The sequence below is a fragment of the Gordonia westfalica genome, assembly GCF_900105725.1.
GTDB lineage: Bacteria > Actinomycetota > Actinomycetes > Mycobacteriales > Mycobacteriaceae > Gordonia > Gordonia westfalica.
Map to the genome: position 1 here is coordinate 4,356,306 of NZ_FNLM01000034.1, position 17,738 is coordinate 4,374,043.

Genomic DNA, 17,738 nt, shown 5'->3' on the forward strand with positions numbered 1-17,738 from the left:
CGTGGCTTGCGGTCATCGGCGCGGTGTCAGCGGGCGGCGGCGCGGCGGCCCAGGTACGCGAAGATCGCCCGCCACCCGAGCAGGAACAGGGCCAGCGTCACGGTCGCGACGATGACGAAGCTGACGGCCACGCCCTGGCTGAGGATGAAGCGCAGGATCATCGCGACGGTCACCGTGCAGAACCAGATGACGATCCCGACCGGCACCACCCGGTCGGGGCGGAAATCGTGGCCGAAGAAGTCGCTGGAGCGGACGTGCGCGTACACGTAGGTGATCGACCAACCGGCCGCGCAGCCGACGAGGAACGGCCACAGGGTGTGCAGGAATGCCGCCGGGGCGTAGCCCTCTTCGTGGCTGGCCCGGCCGATCACCACGAAGATCGTGATGGCCACCGCGTCGAACAGGGCCGCAACCGGTCCGGTCGCGGTTCCCCGCGCCGGTGAGGTCCCCGTGTCGGTGGGGTTCGAGCTCAGCATGGTGGTTTACCGTACCGGGTCCGGCGGTGGATCAGTGTCGGACCCTTGACCGGATTCCGTAGGTGGCGAGTCCCCACGGGACGCCTCGTCGACGTCTTGTTCGACCACGTCGATGAACGTGTCGTCGCGCCTGATCCGGGTGCGGAACATGATCGCGATGACCGCCCAGCCGACCGCCGCCACGAACACATAACTGATGATCCGGTAGATCAGGACAGCGGTGATGGCGTCGGCGGCGGGCATCCCGGCACTGGTCAGTGCGGGGACCAGCACGGCGTCGACCACGCCGATACCGCCCGGGAGCAGCGGGATCGCCGTGCCGACGGCCTTGCCTGCCGCGTAGGCGACCATCAGGCCCGCGATGCTCGGATGTGCGTCGACGGCCCAGCAGGCGAACATCAGGCAGGCCACGTCGGCGACCCAGTTGAACAGGCTCCACCCGAAGGCGATCGAGGTGTCGCGTTTGGTGAGCTGTACCGCGCGGAGTTGATCCAGCAGCTCGAAGAGTTTCTCGGTGCCGTGGTCGTCGGGCTTGTTACGGAGCTGGTTGATCCACCCCAGGACCCGGATGCCGGTGCTCTTCAACGACTCGGGATGGCTGGCGAGGTACTGCAGGACGACCGCGACGGCGAGCAGTCCGGCCACCGAGAACACCACCGAGAACGGGCTGGTCTTTGCGCCGGCGAGCATCGCGCCGCCGAAACCGAGGACGGCGAGGCCGACGCCGGCGAGCAGGCCGGACATGACGACCTGCCACGACGCGACAACCGGCGTCGCGCCCCACTTACGCGTCTCGCGGTAGGTGAAGGCGGGTGCCAGCACCTGACCGCCCGGCATCGTCTGGCTCAGGGAATTGGCCGCGAGGATGACCGACAGGGACTTCCACTGGGTCACCCGGACGCCTGCGGAGCGCAGGAGCGCACGCTGGACCTGCGCGAAGCTGTCCATCGACAGCATCGCGGCGACGACGCAGGCGAACACCCAATGCCATTTGATGTCGCCGATCCGCAGCCAGGCCTTCTTCAACTCGGGCCAGATCAGCACGATCTCGACGCCGAGGATCACCAGGACGACGGCCAGGAGGACCCAGCGCACCCACCAGAAGCGGGGACGGGTGACCGGGCGGGCGGTCACGTCCCCCGGCGAGCCAACATCCTCCGACATACGTGCCACCCTAGGCCAGGCGATACTCCCGCATGTCCACCACCACCAGGTAGATCCACTGTCTACTGTTGCTCTCGTGAGCGAAGCCGAACCGGCCGGTCGGCCGGATGCTGCCCCAGACCTCGCGTCCCTCGACCGCGCCAGGGTCCACCCGCAGGTGCGGGCGGCCGCGGAATGGGCGTGGCGATTGCTCCTGCTCCTCTTCGCGGCGTACGTCGCGGCGAAGCTGTTCGTGGAGTTCGAAGAGGTCCTGGTCCCGGTCGCGCTGGCGATTCTCGTCGCGGCGATGCTCGTGCCCGCGGTGGACGCCCTCGATCGTCGCGGGGTTCCGCGCTCCCTGGCGGTGCTGCTGAACATCCTCCTGGCCCTGGGCTTCATCGCGGGTGTCATGACCTTCGTGGTGCGCGAGTTCATGCGCGGTGTCCCGCAACTCGTCGAAGAGGTCAGTGCCACCGTCGAGAGCACCAAGAAGTGGTTGATCGAGGGGCCGCTCGACCTCGATCCCGACCAGGTGCGCAATGCGGGCAGCGACGTCCTGGACTTCCTGCAGCACAACCAGGACCGGGTCACCAGCGGCGCACTCGCCACCGCCACCACCGCGAGCGAGATCCTGACCGGCGCGCTGCTCACGCTCTTCCTCCTCATCTTCTTCCTCTACGGAGGCGATCAGATCTGGCGGTTCTCGGTCGGTGCCGTACCCGCCGCGAGCCGTGACCGGGTGTGGCGGGCGGGGATCGCCGGGTTCGGCACGCTCGTCGGGTACGTCCGGGCGACGGTCGCCGTGGCCTTCGTCGACGCCTGCGGCATCGGCGTGGGTCTCGCCATCCTGCAGGTGCCGCTCGCGCTCCCGCTGGCGTCGCTGGTGTTCCTCGGTGCGTTCATCCCGATCGTCGGCGCGCTGATCAGCGGTTCGCTGGCCGTGTTGGTCGCGCTGATCACCCAGGGTTGGATCGCGGCGGTCGTGGCACTCGCAATCGTGATCGGTGTGATGCAACTCGAAAGCCATGTGCTGCAACCGTTCCTTCTCGGCCGCTCGGTGCGGCTGCATCCGGTCGCGGTGGTCCTGGGGATCGCGGCGGGTCTCGTCTCGGCGGGCATCATCGGCGGCCTGCTCGCGGTGCCGCTCATCGCCTTCCTGAACACCGCGATCCGGCACCTCAAGGGCACCTCGGACTCCGATGCCGACACCGGGGCCGTCGGCGGTTACGAAGCACAACCCTCTGGACCCGTATGGGACACCACCGATCCCGACGCGGCGGCGGAGTCGTTGGCCGAGTCCGGTGGCACGATGCCGGCGACCCGGGCAGACCCGAAGCCGAATGACCCGGAAGCGGGTGGCACTGAGACGGGTGGCGCGGGGGCGGACGGCGCGGGGGCGGGTCCGCGGGAGCCCGGGACGCCGTGACTGCGCAACCGTCGGCGCGGTGGGTCGCGCAGATGCGGGACACCGAGGCCGGACGGCTGGCCCGTGCCGTCGACGTCGACCCGGTCGGCCCGCTGTGGCGCGGCGCGCAGATCTTCCGGCTGCTGTCATATCTGTATGCGCTGGGCTTCCAGATCGCCATCAACGACGACCTGGACCACCGGGCCGTCGCATGGGCGCTGTTCGGTCTGCTGACGGCCTGGACGCTGGTCAGCGGCATCGGCTACTTTGTCGGATTCGCTCGTAACCGGTACTGGGTGACCGCCGAGGTGGTCGGAGTGTGCGGCCTGATGCTGTCCACTTCTTATGTGGCCGACGCCGACTGGGCGTGGAACAACCAGACCTGGCCGACGACGCTGTGGGCCACCAACGCGGTGATCTCGGTGGCGATCCTGGCCGGACCGATCGGTGGGATCGTCGCCGGTCTCGTCGTCGGCGGGACGAGCACCTTCGTCAAGGGCGAGCTGAACCTGAACTTCGGGCGCAACGCCACGATCGTCGTGATCGTCGCGACCGGTATGGCGGTGGGACTCGCCGCGGCCAATGCCCGCCGGTCGCATGAGAAGCTCTCGGCGGCAGCACGTATCGCGGCGGCCGCCGAGGAACGGGAGCGTCTGTCGCGGGAGGTGCATGACGGAGTGCTGCAGGTGCTTGCGCTGATCGCCCGACGAGGGCGTGAGATCGGTGGTGCCACAGCGGAACTCGCGTCGCTGGCGGCCGAGCAGGAGCGTGCCTTGCGCCGCCTCGTCTCCGACGCCGGCGATGCGGGCTCCGAGTCCGTGATCGACGGCGCGGGAGGAGCCGACGAGCTCGACCTCGCGGCCGCGCTGCGGATGTTCGCCGACGACCGGGTCTCGGTGAGTGCTCCGGCCGACCCCGTCCCGGTCGCCGCCGGCATCGGGCGGGAGATCCGCGCTGCGGTGGTCAACGCTCTCGACAACACGAACCACCATGCGGGACCCGGTGCGCGCGCCTACATCCTGGTGGAGGATCTGGGGAACGACGTGGTGGTCAGTGTGCGCGACGACGGTGCGGGCATCGCGGAGGGCAGACTCGCTCAAGCAGTGTCACAAGGGCGCCTGGGCGTCGCGAAATCCATTGTCGGCCGGATCGAGGCGTTGGGCGGCACGGCCGTCCTCGACACCGAACCCGGCGGCGGGACCGAATGGGAGTTCACCGTCCCGCGCCGATGAAACCAGTCACGGGACCGAGGGAGGAACGTATGGACACAGTCGAATCGGAGGGCGAACACGTGGTGGACGGCGGAGGTGGGCGGCTGCGGATCATGGTCGTCGACGATCATCCGATCTGGCGAGACGCGGTCGCCCGCGACCTCGCCGACGAGGGCTTCGACGTCGTCGCCACCGCCGACGGGGTGGGTAGCGCGGGCCGTCGCGCGGCTGCGGTCACCCCTGATGTCGTGCTGATGGACATGCAGCTCCCCGACGGTTCCGGTGCAGACGCGACCGCGGCGGTGCTCGAGGTGTCGCCGCGGACCCGCATCCTCGTGCTCTCGGCGTCGGGGGAACGCGACGATGTGCTCGAGGCCGTGAAGGCCGGTGCCAGCGGCTATCTGGTGAAGTCATCGTCCCGCGAGGAACTCGTGTCCGCGGTACGCGCGACCGCGGACGGGCAGGCGGTGTTCACGCCCGGGCTCGCCGGTCTCGTCCTGGGCGAATACCGCAGGATGTCCCAGCAGCCCGACGCCTCACCGGCGACCCCGGCCCTGACCGAACGGGAGACCGAGGTACTGCGGCTCGTGGCGAAAGGTCTCAGCGCCAAGCAGATCGCCCGACGGTTGTCCCTCAGTCACCGCACCGTCGAGAACCACGTCCAGGCCACGCTCCGGAAACTGCAGCTGGGCAATCGCGTGGAACTCACCCGGTACGTCATCGAACACGGCCTGGAGGAGGACTGAGTTCTTCTCCAGGCCGTGTTGTGAAAGCCGTTGTGCAGAGACCTATTCCGTGGCGGCGAGGGCGGCCGGCGAGGTGGGGGCCGACGTTGCGGCTCTCGGTGAGACGACCATCAGCGTGGCCGCCGCACCGGCGAGTGCGATCCCGGCGAACAGGTAGAACGCGGTTCCCGACGAGATCCCGGCGCCGATCAGCAGGCCACCGATGACCGGGCCGACGATCCCGCCCAGGCGACCGAAGCCGGCGCACCAGGCGACCCCCGCGGCGCGGGCCTCGGTCGGGTAGAAATTCGACACGAAACCATAGATCAGGACCTGGGTACCGATGGTGCCCGTGCCGGCGACCGCGACCGCGGCCAGCAGGATCGGCAGTGGCAGACCGAAGGTGAGGCAGACGAGCGCGAAGGTCGCCAGGCAGAACGACGTCGCCACCACCTGCTGCGGACCGCGACGGTCGGCGAGACGGGCGGAGATCAGGCCGCCGACGATGGCGCCGCCGTTGAGCACGAGCAGGAAGGCCAGCGATCCCTTGGCGTCGAATCCGTTGGATTCCATGATCTGCGGCAGCCACGTGTTGAGACCGTAGGTGAGCAGCAGCCCGACGAAACTCATCGTGCCCAACAGCAGTGTGGGTACGGCGAATCGGCGCGTGACCAGGGCGGCGAAGCCCAGCTTCGCGGGTGCGTGCGCCTGCTCCTCGCCGAGGTGGCGTGCCCGTAGATCCACCGGAATCCCGGTGTGCGCGCTGATCTCACGGGCCTCTTCGTAGCGGCCCCGCGCCGCGAGCCACTGCGGTGACTCGGGCATCTTCAGCACCGCGAGCGGGAGCAGCGTCACGAGCGGCAACGCCCCGATCCAGAACAGTCCGCGCCACCCGATGTGATCGGCCAGCAGCATCGCGAGCAGGGATGCGAGAACGCCGCCCGCCGGGACGCCGCTGTAGACGATCGCGTTGAACAGGTTCCGCTTGGAGGTCGGCGCGAACTCGGCGACCATCGCCCCGGCGGTCGCGACCAGACCGCCGATCCCGATACCGGTGAGACAGCGCAGGATTCCGAACGAGACGAGATCGGTGGCCAGCGCAGTGGCCGCCATGCCGACCGAGAACCAGACGATGTTGAACAACATCATCCGGCGCCGGCCGACCCGATCGCCGAACGCACCGGCCACCAGCGCCCCGATCATCACGCCGATGAGTGCGTAGGAGCCGAGCGCGCCGGCGGTGGCCGGGGTCAGACGGCCCAGTTGACCCGGATCGTCGAGCAGGGTCGGCAGCACCGTGCCGTACACGACGAGGTCGTACCCGTCGAAGATAATGGCGACGGCGGCGAGGGCGACGATCCAGAGCACGCTTCTGCGGTGCTCCGGCGACGTCCAGGTCGATGAGTTCATGCGGGCTGTCCCTCCGGCGATGGTGTGCTGAAGGACATCCTGCGCGGGATGTGGGCGCAGTCACATCAGGGCAATGCCCAGTCCTGGCCCATCCCGGATTGATCCACGAGTGCGAGTGATCGATAACGAGAACGGCCGGTGGAGGCGAACCCCCACCGGCCGGTCGTGATCACTTCTCGGTGGTCACCTGGCGGTGATCACTTTTCCGAGCGGCTGCGCTTGAGCAGTTCCTGCACGCTGATCTGGGACTCGTCGCCGGACTCGTCCGAGCGGGCGTGCCGGTCGGCGCGCGGACGGCGGCGGCGGGAGTCCGAGTCCCCGGACCTCGGCTCGGGGGCCGGTGCGCCGGTCCCCGGCCGGGGCGTGGCTGCCGGTGTGGCGTCTGGGCTCAGCCCGCGTTCCATCGGCGACGGCCCCGGGGTCCGGCGACCGCGGGTCGTCGGGGTCGAGTTCTCCGGCGACACCGAAGCGGCCAGTGGACGGCGACCCGCGTCGTCGAGGCTCGGACGCCGTCCGAGCGGCGACCGCGAACCCGTGTCGCGCGGGGGTGCGGGCGCGGGCGGCGGTGTCTGGACGGGCGGGGCCGGGGGTGTCTGGACCGGCGGAGCCGGGGGCGGGGGAGTGGTGACCGGCGGACGATCACCGTTCACGCGCGGTGCGTCGCCGAGACGGATGCCGCCTTCGCCGAGAGTCCATCCACCGGTGTCCGGACGGTCGCTCTTGGGCAGACCCGGACGCCGATACGGCGCCGCCGGTCGGCGTTCGGGCCCGGGTGCCTCGGTGGGCGCGCCCGGTGCCGGTGCGTTCGACGACGGCCCGCCCGGTTTCTGGGCGCCGGACGGCTGTGCGTTGGGCGGTGCCGACGGGCCCACGCGGCCCGGGACCGGGCGACCGGGGGCGTCCCCGGGCGTCGGTGCGGGCGGGACGGGACCCTGGCCGCCGTTGCGCTGTACGGGTGCACCGGGCCGGCGGGTCGTCGTCGACGGTGCGTTCGTCACCGGTGCCATCGGGGCGGGACGCGGGGGAACGGGCTGTCGACCGTCACCGCCGGGTGCACGGCGCCGGCCCGGGCCGGTGGCCGCGGGGCGGTACGTGTGCGGGCCGCGGTCATGACCGAGGTCGGCGCCTCTGCGACGAGCGTGCCCGCACTCATCTTGCGTGCGACGCCGGAGTCGCGCTGCTCGTCCGGCTCGTCCTCGAGGACGGCCTCGCCGAGACCGATCTTGCGCTGCAGGGTCTGCATCCAGCGCGGTGCCCACCAGCAGTCGTCGCCGAGCAACTTCATCACCGACGGCACGAGCAGCATGCGGATCACGGTGGCGTCGAGGATGAGCGCCGCGATCATGCCGTACGCGATGTACTTCATCATCACGATCTCGGACAGACTGAACGCGCCGGTCACGACGACCAGGATGGCCGCCGCGGCGGTGATGATCCCGCCGGTGTGGGCGATGCCGCTACGTATCGACTCGGTGGTGCTGGCGCCCCGCTGTCTGGCCTCGACCATGCGGGAGAGCAGGAACACCTCGTAGTCGGTGGAGAGACCGAAGATGATGGCGATGATCAGGACCAGGATCGCGGCGAACAGCGGGCCCGGGGTGAAGTTCGCGAGGCCGGCGCCGTGGCCGTCGACGAAGATCCAGGTCAGGATGCCCAGCGTCGCACCGAGGCCGAGAGCGGTCATCAGTGCGGCCTTGATCGGCAGCACGAGCGAACCGAACTGCAGGAACATCAACAGGCCGGTGATGAGGACCAGCATGATCGCCATCAGGGGCAACCGGTTCATCAGCGCGTCGATCGAGTCCTGGGTGAGTGCCGGTGTACCCGTCACGTACATCGTGAGGCCCTGGGTGTCGATCGCCCGCAGCTGCTCGATCGCCTGGGCGGCCTTGGTGCGGTCGACGAGGCCGGCGGAGACCTGGTAGACGCCGACGTTGGGGTAGTTGTCGGGGTCGTAGGAGCCGAACCCGGCCTTGCTCGGGTCGCTGAACTTGTTCGTGAATCCCGGAACCTGATCGGCCTGCTGGGCGATGGCCTCCAGCTTGTTCTGGTCTTCCTGGTTCGTCTCGTCGTAGACGATGACGAGCTTGACCGCCTCGGTGCGCTCGCTGGGGAAGTACTCGTCGAACTTCTCCTGCGCCACGCGGGCGGAGTTGTCCGGCGGCAGGAACTTCTCGCTGATGCCGCCGAACTGGATGTTGCCGAACGGGACCGTCAGGGCAAGCAGGAGGAGGACGGTCGGGATGGCCGTCTTCAGCGGGTGCTTCATCACCCAGGTGGCGAGTCGTCCCCAGAAGCCGTTCTCGACTTCCTGACTGGTCTTCATCCGCCCGGAGAACCGGTTCTCGAGTGCGGCGGCGCGTTCCTCGGTGGAGAAGCGTCGGACGAGCGGGATCGCCGTGTACTTGAGCAGGGTGCCGATCGACAGCATGTTGACGCGAGGGCCGAGGATGGCCAGGATCGCCGGCAGCACCGTGATCGACAGGATCGCGGCGAGCGAGACCGATGCGATGGCGCCGTAGGCCACCGACTTGAGGAATCCCTGCGGCATGATCAGCAGGCAGGCCAGGGCGGCGACGATGATCGTCGCCGAGAACACCACGGTCTGGCCCGCGGTCATCACGGTTCTTCGGACCGCTGCCTTGGTGGAATAGCCTTCGCCGAGTTCTTCGCGGAAGCGCGAGACGATGAACAGGCCGTAGTCGATCGCGATGCCGAGACCGATCAGCGTGACCACCGATTGCGCGAAGATGTTGAGTTCGGTGGTCAGCGCGAGCATCTTCATGATGCCCAGCGAGCCGGCAATCGTCAGACCGCCGATCAGGACCGGCAGACACGCCGCGATGACGCCGCCGAAGACGAAGAACAGCATGAGCGCGACGATCGGCAGCGCGATGACCTCGGCGCGCTTGATGTCCTTGTCCATGCCGTCGGCCATCGAGCCGGCGACCGGTTGCAGGCCGGCGAGCTCGAAGGTGGCACCGGGTATGTCGAAGCGTTCGGCGATGTCGTCGAAGAACGGCTCGATGGTGTTGTAGTTCGCCAGCACCGTGGTGTCGTCGTTGCCCGCGACGCCGATGCTGATGAAGGCCTGACTCTTGTCCGGGGTGAACAGCCGCTCCTGGACGGCGCTCTGCGCAGGCTGGACGAGGAACGGGTCGTAGAGGCCGGGATCGGCGCGCCCGACGATGTCGGGGTGCGTCGCGATGAGATCTTCGACGAAGGTCTCGACCTTCTTCCCGAAGGCCGGGTCGTCGACTTTCGTGCCCTCGGGTGGCGTGACCAGGAGGATGACGTCAGACGTGTGGTCTCGGCCGAGGGCCTTGTCGGCGTAGCGGGCGCCGCGATCGGATTCCGACGTGGGGTCGAACCAACCGCTCTGACTCAGATGCTTGCTGAGGTCGAGACCGTATAGTCCGAGTCCCGCCATCAGGGCGATCATCACCGCGATGACGAGGAAGCGCATTCGATACACGAATGTGCCGATTACTCGGAACACGCTGATGTCCTTTCGTGTGCGACGTGTCGGGCGCCTGGGCCGCGATCGGGGGTGTCGGGCCGTCGGTGCGCTCGGGCGGGCGCCGTGCCGGGGTGAACGGTGCCGGTCGCGATTCTGTCAGTTCTGCGTGAGATCTTGACAGTGTTGCCTGAGTGATCCCTGAGGTATCGGGGTCGGTGACACCCTCAGCGAGCACCCCGACGTCATCCGACGAGGCACGCGCACCGGTCAGCGCAGTAGTGCGCTGAGCGGCCGGAATGGTGTGAGCCAGGCGCCTTCGTCCGGCAGCGAGTCCAGCCCGATGCGCGGCAGCGGCTCCCGGAACACGCCCGGGATGTCCTCGAGGTCGACGAACTCCAGTTCCTCGGTGGTGAGGGCCCAACTGGCGTGTTCGCGGAATCCGATGACGGTGACGGGCACTCCGTCGCCGGCCACTTCGAGGAGCGGCTCGCGGAATGCCTGACCGTCGGCGGACGCCACGATCACGCCGGCTAGTCCAACAGTGTGCCTCCGAAGTTCGATGTGGTCGAGCATGTCGGAGTCCACGTCGCTGTCCTCGGACAGTTTCGGCTTGGCGAACACCGCAAATCCGACGTTGCGGAGGGCGTCCACCCAGGGACGCACAACGTCGGCGCTACCTGGGGCGATGTTGGTGAAGACGGTCGCCTCGGGCTCGACGGCGCCCTGGTCCGTCGTGAGAGCTGACACATCTGCCGTGCGCTGCAGCAACCAGCGGCCCAGCGCGTCGAATCGGGGCCGGTGGGCGGCGGTGGGGCGGCCTCCGAGGAGGGCGCCGAGGCCCATGTCCATGTTGGGCGCATCCCAGACCAGCAGCATCCGGCGCGTGCCGGTCTGGCCCGAGATGGTGTCCGCGAATCCGGCAGTGGATCCGCCGGCGGTCTGGTCGGTCATGCGGGGCTCCCGTCGGGGGTGTCGCCGGACGCGGAAGCCGGCACGATGGGCCGCGTGTACACGAACTCGCTGACGTACCGGCCCTCGCGTTCCGCCCGACCCTCGAACTTCGTCGTCGGCCGTTCCAGCAGGATCGGGGACTCGCGGGTCAGCTGCACGACATGGGGGTGGTCGGCGTCCTGGGTGGCGAGCTTCTCGGCGATCCACTCGGCGTAACCCGCGTGGTCGGTGGCGATGTGCAGCACGCCGCCGGGGACGAGCCGGTCGGCGATCAGCTCCAGTGTGCCCGTCTGGACGAACCGGCGCTTGTGGTGACGCGACTTGGGCCAGGGGTCGGGAAAGAAGAGCCGGACGCCGGTGAGGCTCGACGACGGGATCAGTTCCCTCAGGACGATCGACGCATCGCCGCGGATGAGCCGCACGTTGGTCAGTTCGTTGCGGTCGATGAGGCCGAGCAGCTGGGCCAGGCCGGGCTTGTAGACCTCGACCGCCACCACGTCGACGTCGGGTTCGGCCTCGGCCATCGCCGCGGTCGAGATCCCCGTGCCGCTGCCGATCTCCAGCACCTTCGGAGCGTCCCGACCGAACATGGCGTCGAGATCGAGCTGGGGTTCGGGAATGCGTTCCGGGCCGATCTCGAGGTCGCGGCCGAGCACGGGCCAGAGGGTCTCCCAGTTGCGTTGCTGCCCGGTCGTCAGGGTCCCCCGGCGGAATCGGAAGCTCGTCACGCGGGGATACAACCGTGACCTGTCAGCGCTGTTGTTCACCCGTCCATCGTTGCGCATCGTGGCTATTCCGCGAAGTCGCGGGGGATCGTGTCCGCGAAGTGACACGCGAGTCGTGGGGACAAGACGGCCGGTCGGGAGGGGATGTGGAGGTCAGGAAGCCCATCCGGGTGAATCGGGATTAGTCTCGGGCCAGCCGCGGGAACCCGCGGGGGTTTCGGGCGGGGAAGGGCATGTGAGACGTGGGGGCGAACGTGGGCACGACGACGAACCCGTCACCGGCGGGACGGCCGGGCCGGAACTCGCTGTCGATGGCGGCTGAGCAGGGCGGACTCGCCGGACTCGTAGAGCCGTCGTCGCCGTTGGTCCCCATCCTGTCCACGGCCGGACGACGTTTCCTGCGTCCTCTACATGTGCAGGTGGTCGGTAGACCGGGAGCCGGACGCGACACCATGGCGCGGGCCCTGCGCGAGCGGCTGGCGCTGACGGTGATCGGCCCGGGCGAGGACGCACGCGCCGCCGCCGATGCCGACCTCTGGCTTCTCCTGCTGGCCGGGCCGCCGCGCCGGGCCGATCACGAACTGCTGCGCGCACTGCCCGCCGACCGGGTCGTCGTCGTCCTCGGCAAGGCCGACACCCATCCCGACTGGGATTCCGCCGTCGAGGTCGCCTCCCGGGCCTCGACGCAGCTCGGGCTGCCCGTGTACGCGGTGTCCCAGTTGCTGGCGTGCGCCGATCTCGACGCAGCGGAGTTCGCGGCCCTCGCGCAGTTCGCCGCGGAGCAGGTCGAGATGCCCTCGATGGCCGGCCGGTTCCTCGTCGGGGCCCCGGGGTCGGGCGAACGACTCCTGCGGCAGGGGTTGCTGCGCCGCATCGACGCGTTCGGCATCGACACCGCGTTTCGCCTCCTCGCGGAGGGATCGGAGGCGGCAACCGACGCCGCTGCACTCAACCGCTCCCTGCACGCGGTCAGCGGGGTTCCGCAGCTCACCGCGGCGTTCGCTGATCACGTGGGTCGCGTCCGGTTCTGGCGCGAGGTCGAGATCCGCGCCGCACTCGAACGTGCGGCGGCCGCGGGCCACGACCGCGAGAGCGCCGAACGGCTGCTGGCGGGAGGTGTCGGATGAGTGCACGGCTTCTCGACGCGGCGCGCGAACTGACCGGATTCGACGCGGAGCGCGTCGGTTCCGGCTCCGGGGTCCTGGTCGTCGGGACCGAGGGCGTCGGCGTCCGCACGCTCGTCGACGCGGTGCACGAACTGGCCCCCGACCTCGATCTCGTTGCTCGCGACAGCCATGCCGGTGACCGCCGGGCCGAGCCAGGGGTCGCGCTGGTCGTCGTCGACCCGTCGTCGTCGGTGGGCGAGGAGGAGCGTCACCTCGTCAAGCGGATGCGCGCACAGGTCGGCACCGTCGCGCTCGTGTGCACCAAGATCGACGCCTTCTGGGAGTGGCCGCGGATCGTGCGCGCCCACCGCAAGACCCTCGACCCGTTCGGGACGATGCCGCTGTTCGGGGTGTCCGCAGCGGCGGCACTCGGCGGCGCGGTGGACGAGTCGGGGATCGAAACGCTCGTGGACTGGCTGCGCGATGCGCAGGAGCTCCCCGACGCCGTACGCGTCGAGCGGGCCCGGCTCGCGGCCGGTGTGGGTGCCGTCGAACACCTGCTGGGCGGCTCCGACGCGGGAACCGACACCGACTCGTCCGTGGCGCTCGACGACCTGATGGGTGCGCGTCGTCGACTGCTCGCGTCGCGGGATCGCGGTCGGGTCGACCGGCTCGCCGCCCTGCGCGCTGGACTTGCCCGCGCGAGGGTGCAGACCTCGGCCGAACTCCAGACGCGTGTCCGCGAGCTCTCCGCTCTTGCCGCCGAGGATGCGCCGGACGCCGACGCCGAGCACCAGTCGTGGTTGCGCGGCCGGTGGGCCGACCTCGCCGAGGGCATCCGCCGGGATGCCGACGAGCGCATCGACGAGGTTGCGGCCACCGCGCTGGTGGGACTCGACCCCGAGCCGTCCCCGCAGGAGCCCTCCCCGCCCGATCCTTGGGCCGACACCCCGTTGCCCGCCGATGGCGCGGGCAGCCGTCGTCGCCGCGGGGGAGCGGAGGACGCGTTGCTCGTCGTCATCGGGGCCTCGACCGGCCTCGGTGTCGGACGCCTCGTCGTCGCACCGATGTCCTCGGTGCAGACATTGCAGTGGATCAGCATGCCCCTCACGCTGCTGTTGGGGATCGGGGTGGCGGTCTGGGTGATCCGGGTCCGTCGTGGCGCGCTGGATCGTGCCGATCGCATCGCCCGCGGGACCGACCGGCTCGCCGTCGCCCGCACCGCACTCGACCATCAGCTCGGACTGCGGTTCTCCGCGGCCGAGACGCGGATAGCGGGACAGATCGCCCGGGCCCACGAACGCCGGGCGCGGCGGATGACCGAACAGGTCGCGGAGATCGACGACGACATCCGGCGTCTGCGCACCGGCACGGCGACCCAGGAGGCGCGTCGACGCCGAGAGCGCGCCGAGGTCGTCCACCGCGAACTCCTCGCACGCTTCGAGAGGTTGTGGGCCGCAAACCCGGACGAAGCAGACCCGGACGAACCAGGCCGAACCGACGACGGGAACAGGTGAACACGATGGATTCGATCTTCGACGGCGACAACCCGGCGGGCGATCCGTTCGACGCCGGCCGCCCCGACACCGGCGACCTGCCCGGCGCCGGGTCCGGACTCGAACCACACGTCGACTCGGTGGCCGCGATCCACGCGGAATCGGCCGCCGACGATCTCGACGATCACCTGTGGATGCACGAGGACGGCCGGATCTGGGACCTCGGACCGGCCGAGGTCGACACCGACAACGACGGTGTCAACGACTCGCTCACCCGCAACGGCCCGGACGGGTTCACCGTGTACACCGACAGCGACCGGGACGGGCAGGTCGACAAGATCACCGAGATCGGCGCCGACGGCGCATTCAGCTCGGCCGTCCTCGACCCGGAGACCGGCGAGTGGATCCCCGGCGGCTCGGGGCGCATCGGCTGAACAGCCCGGGGAACCGTCGACGGTCCGCTTCCAGGGACTTTGGTCCCAAATCGCCGGGGTGTGGGATAGGCCGCAGTCGCAGGCCCCCCGCACCTAGCGCCCGCTCGGTACACGTATCCTGGACACCTAGACGACTGACCGGTGACCATTCCAGCAGGTCACACGCTCGCCAGGAGGCCCCAACGATGACCGCAGCCACCATCCCCGGACTGGACCCGAGCAGCGCGCCGACCAACCATCAGGGTCTGTTGGCCTGGATCGCCGAGATCGCCGAGCTGACCCAGCCCGACCGGGTGGTGTGGTCCGACGGCAGCGATGCCGAGTGGGAGCGCCTCACCGACGATCTGGTCAAGGCCGGTACCCTCGTCAAGCTCAACGAGGAGAAGAAGCCGAATTCTTTCCTCGCCAGCTCCGACCCCGCCGACGTCGCACGCGTCGAGTCGCGGACCTACATCTGCTCGGAGTCCGAAGAGGACGCCGGCCCGACCAACAACTGGGTCGAGCCCGCCGAGATGCGCGCGACGATGACCGAGCTGTACCGCGGCTCGATGCGCGGCCGCACGATGTTCGTCATCCCCTTCTGCATGGGTCCGCTGGACTCCGACGACCCCAAGCTGGGCGTCGAGATCACCGACTCCGAGTACGTCGTCCTGTCGATGAAGATCATGACCCGCGTCGGTCCGCGCGTCCTCGAGATCCTCGGCGACGACGGCTTCTTCGTGAAGGCACTGCACTCGGTGGGTGCTCCCCTCGAGCCCGGCCAGGCGGACGTGCCGTGGCCGTGCAACACCGAGAAGTACATCACCCACTTCCCGGAGACCCGCGAGATCTGGTCGTACGGTTCGGGTTACGGCGGCAACGCGCTGCTCGGCAAGAAGTGCTACGCGCTGCGCATCGCGTCGGTCATCGCCCGCGACGAGGGCTGGATGGCCGAGCACATGCTCATTCTCAAGCTCACCAGCCCGGCGAACAAGGTCTACTACATCGCCGCGGCCTTCCCGAGTGCTTGTGGCAAGACGAATCTCGCGATGCTGCAGCCCACCATCCCGGGCTGGAAGGCCGAGACCGTCGGCGACGACATCGCCTGGATGCGCTTCGGCGAGGACGGCCGTCTCTACGCCATCAACCCGGAGTTCGGTTTCTTCGGTGTCGCCCCCGGCACCAGCTATGACTCGAACCCGAACGCGATGAAGACCATCGAGGCCGGAAACACCCTGTACACCAACGTCGCTCGTACCGACGACAACGACATCTGGTGGGAGGACATCGACGGCCCCGTGCCGGCGCACCTCACCGACTGGCTGGGCAACGACTGGACCCCGGAGTCCGATCACAAGGCCGCACACCCGAATTCGCGTTACTGCACCCCGATCGCACAGTGCCCGTCGCTGGCCGACGAGTGGGACGACCCGAAGGGTGTGCCGATCTCGGCGATCCTGTTCGGCGGCCGTCGCAAGACCACCGTCCCGCTGGTGACCGAGGCCCGCGACTGGCAGACCGGCGTCTTCATGGGCGCCACCGTCGGCTCCGAGCAGACCGCAGCGGCCGAGGGCAAGGTCGGTACCGTGCGTCGCGACCCGATGGCGATGCTGCCGTTCATGGGCTACCACGTCGGCGACTACCTGCAGCACTGGGTCAACATCGGCAAGAACGCCGACGAGTCCAAGCTGCCGAAGGTGTTCTACGTCAACTGGTTCCGTCGTGGCGACGACAAGCGCTTCTTGTGGCCCGGATTCGGTGAGAACAGCCGCGTGCTGAAGTGGATCATCAGCCGTATCGAGGGCGAGGCCCAGGGCGTCGAGACCCCGATCGGCATCGTCGCCAAGCCCGAGGACATCGACGTGTCCGGGCTCGACGTGCCGGCCGAGGACGTCGCCGAGGCGCTGGCGTTCAACGCCGACGAGTGGCGTGAGGAGATCCCGTCGATCGAGGAGCTCTTCGAGTTCGTCGGTCCCAAGCTCCCCACGTCGCTGCGAGACGAACTGGACGCCCTCAAGCAGCGTCTGGCCTGATCCGCCATCGGTCCGCTGGTTCGGCCTGAGGCTGATGTGACAGTTGAGGTATCGTGCCCCTCATGAAGCTACGTTTGTGGGGGGCCACGATCGCGGGAGCCTGTGTTTTGGGGCTGACCTCTCCGCTCGCAGTTCAACCAGCCTCTGCCGCACCGGCTTCCGGCGACGGAGTCTCCGCGTACTACACCGACACGACGACCCTCGGTGACTTCGTCCCGCAGTTCAACCGGATCACCGGACTGGACCGGACCGGCAACGGGCAGTACACGCTGATCGCCGAGGACGTCCTCCCGGCCCGGTTCTACACCGCCCGCATCGGATACTCCTCGGAGACCGCATCATTCGTGGGCCGGCCCGGTGTCAACGGCGCCGGCACGGTCCTCGGACCGTGGTTCCTGCCGCTGCTGCCCGGCGGTGCGCAGTTCGAGGGCATCCGCAAGAGCAACGGCGGTTACACCGTCGTCAGCGGCGGCAACAACCAGTTCGTCCGGCAGATCGGCTCGCTGGGCCAGTTCGTCCGCGACCTGCCGCTGCCGGCCGCGTGGCGCCCGACGTCCAAGTCCGGCGTGGCCGGGCAGCGCGGTCTCACCGGCCTCGCGGTCGGACCGACCGGACAGGTCTCCGTGCTCACCGCCGGCGGACTCAAGCAGGACGGGCGCACTTCGGCGCGGCTGCTCACCTTCGGCAAGGCCGATCGCGAGTTCGTCTATCGCACCGATGCCAACAAGGTGGCCGCCGACGTCCTGGCCGTCAACGCCACCGACTTCCTCGTCCTCGAACGCGGTGCCGGCAAGCTGACGAACATCTTCTGGACCACCACCCGCGGGGCGGATTCGGTGACCGGCAAGAAGAAGCTCTCCGGCAAGGAGAAGGCGATGACGAAGCGTCGGATCTTCTCGACGACCGGCACGCCGCGTCTCGTCACCGGCGACATGTCCGGGCTCGCCTGGGGCAACTGGCACCCCGACGCCCCGTACGCGAAGACGCGCAGCCGAACGCTGCTCATCGTCTCGCAGAACGCCGGATCGCCCACCCGCATCCACTCGTTCGAGGTCCAGCTGCCGAAGTAGGCCTGGCTTCCCTCCGCGAGCGGCGGGCGGGTTTCGACGCGACTCCTCGCTTCGCTCGGTGTCGGCTCAACCGGCGGGGGGCAGGTGTGAGAATTCCCCCTCAGGGTGGCATCA

13 protein-coding genes and 1 pseudogene are annotated in these 17,738 nt (G+C 69.1%); 8 read left to right on the forward strand and 6 right to left on the reverse strand.

The genetic code is table 11. The features are described from left to right. Positions 1 to 26: 26 nt before the first annotated feature. Positions 27 to 476 (reverse strand): DUF3054 domain-containing protein, encoded by a 450-nt coding sequence (locus BLU62_RS25470; RefSeq protein ID WP_074852598.1) that lies wholly within the window; start codon positions 474 to 476, stop codon positions 27 to 29. A 6-nt stretch (positions 477 to 482) separates the two neighbouring features. Then, the gene (locus BLU62_RS25475) at positions 483 to 1,640 is read right to left on the reverse strand and encodes a lysylphosphatidylglycerol synthase transmembrane domain-containing protein (RefSeq protein WP_074852599.1); all 1,158 of its coding nucleotides are present in this window, start codon (positions 1,638 to 1,640) and stop codon (positions 483 to 485) included. A 76-nt stretch (positions 1,641 to 1,716) separates the two neighbouring features. Between BLU62_RS25475 and BLU62_RS25480 the strand changes: the two genes are divergently transcribed. The 3 genes from BLU62_RS25480 to BLU62_RS25490 are packed head-to-tail and all read left to right on the forward strand — an operon-like array spanning position 1,717 to position 4,981. After that, positions 1,717 to 3,045, forward strand: coding sequence for an AI-2E family transporter (locus BLU62_RS25480; RefSeq protein ID WP_074852600.1), 1,329 nt, complete (start codon positions 1,717 to 1,719; stop codon positions 3,043 to 3,045). Beyond that, positions 3,042 to 4,256, forward strand: a complete 1,215-nt coding sequence (gene macS, locus BLU62_RS25485) for a MacS family sensor histidine kinase (protein WP_208863664.1) — start codon at positions 3,042 to 3,044, stop codon at positions 4,254 to 4,256. The genes BLU62_RS25480 and macS overlap by 4 nt, the downstream gene beginning before the upstream one ends. Positions 4,257 to 4,285: 29 nt before the next feature. Continuing rightward, complete coding sequence (locus tag BLU62_RS25490) at positions 4,286 to 4,981, forward strand: response regulator (RefSeq protein WP_074852602.1); 696 nt, start codon at positions 4,286 to 4,288, stop codon at positions 4,979 to 4,981. Positions 4,982 to 5,023: 42 nt separating this feature from the next. On the opposite strand, the gene BLU62_RS25495 is transcribed toward BLU62_RS25490, so the two are convergent. From BLU62_RS25495 to trmB, 4 genes and pseudogenes are all read right to left on the reverse strand, one after another. After that, positions 5,024 to 6,370: an MFS transporter gene (locus BLU62_RS25495; RefSeq protein ID WP_074852603.1), complete on the reverse strand. Its 1,347-nt coding sequence runs from the start codon at positions 6,368 to 6,370 to the stop codon at positions 5,024 to 5,026. Between the two features lie 197 nt (positions 6,371 to 6,567). Then, a pseudogene (locus BLU62_RS25500) lies at positions 6,568 to 9,869 on the reverse strand (MMPL family transporter). Positions 9,870 to 10,097: 228 nt separating this feature from the next. Further along, a complete protein-coding gene (locus BLU62_RS25505; RefSeq protein ID WP_074852604.1) occupies positions 10,098 to 10,781 on the reverse strand; it encodes an NYN domain-containing protein in 684 nt (227 codons plus the stop codon). Further along, on the reverse strand, positions 10,778 to 11,566 hold the full coding sequence (trmB, locus tag BLU62_RS25510; RefSeq protein WP_074852605.1) for a tRNA (guanosine(46)-N7)-methyltransferase TrmB: 789 nt from the start codon (positions 11,564 to 11,566) through the stop codon (positions 10,778 to 10,780). Before trmB ends, BLU62_RS25505 begins: the two co-directional genes overlap by 4 nt. 251 nt (positions 11,567 to 11,817) lie before the next feature. Here trmB and BLU62_RS25515 point away from each other — a divergent pair, with 251 nt between their 5' ends. The 5 genes from BLU62_RS25515 to BLU62_RS25535 all read left to right on the forward strand — a co-directional run bounded on the left by BLU62_RS25515 (position 11,818) and on the right by BLU62_RS25535 (position 17,624). Then, positions 11,818 to 12,633, forward strand: coding sequence for a hypothetical protein (locus BLU62_RS25515; protein ID WP_074853298.1), 816 nt, complete (start codon positions 11,818 to 11,820; stop codon positions 12,631 to 12,633). Then, positions 12,630 to 14,129, forward strand: a complete 1,500-nt coding sequence (locus tag BLU62_RS25520; RefSeq protein WP_074852606.1) for an ERA-like protein 1 — start codon at positions 12,630 to 12,632, stop codon at positions 14,127 to 14,129. Before BLU62_RS25515 ends, BLU62_RS25520 begins: the two co-directional genes overlap by 4 nt. A gap of 5 nt (positions 14,130 to 14,134) precedes the next feature. After that, entirely contained in the window at positions 14,135 to 14,542 is a 408-nt protein-coding gene (locus BLU62_RS25525) for a DUF6802 family protein (RefSeq protein WP_425284591.1), read from the forward strand. A 185-nt stretch (positions 14,543 to 14,727) separates the two neighbouring features. Beyond that, the gene (locus BLU62_RS25530; RefSeq protein ID WP_074852608.1) at positions 14,728 to 16,554 is read left to right on the forward strand and encodes a phosphoenolpyruvate carboxykinase (GTP); all 1,827 of its coding nucleotides are present in this window, start codon (positions 14,728 to 14,730) and stop codon (positions 16,552 to 16,554) included. A gap of 62 nt (positions 16,555 to 16,616) precedes the next feature. Next, complete coding sequence (locus BLU62_RS25535; protein ID WP_074852609.1) at positions 16,617 to 17,624, forward strand: esterase-like activity of phytase family protein; 1,008 nt, start codon at positions 16,617 to 16,619, stop codon at positions 17,622 to 17,624. Positions 17,625 to 17,738 lie beyond the last annotated feature (114 nt).